Origin of the sequence: Dryocola clanedunensis, assembly GCF_038405435.1 — a bacterium.
Classification (GTDB): domain Bacteria; phylum Pseudomonadota; class Gammaproteobacteria; order Enterobacterales; family Enterobacteriaceae; genus Dryocola; species Dryocola clanedunensis_A.
Genome location: NZ_JBBYHZ010000148.1, coordinates 245 through 582, shown reverse-complemented (window position 1 = coordinate 582; position 338 = coordinate 245).

Below are 338 nucleotides of genomic sequence, written 5' to 3'. Positions count from 1 at the left end.
CAGCGGCCTTTTTCGTTGGGCCGCGGCAGTGGCCGCTGATCGCCCCAACCCGCGTTCCCTTCTCTGTCACGGTCTTTTTCCCGACCGGCGACGCGCCCGGCGCACACGTGCTGCGGCGGGGGACGGACCCGGACGTGGGGCGGCACGTCCGTGGCAACCGATCAGGCAGCAGACACCGCCCGCGATTCCTGTCGACAAGGTGACGCATGGCGGCTGTCCCCGATTTTCCTGCCCGGTGTGTGATCTGGTTTGGGCAACCCCTCGCGCTTGAACGGGCGACGCTGGCTGCGGCCGGCTGGCAGGTCCGCAGCGTGGCCCCCGAACAACGCGCCGGGATC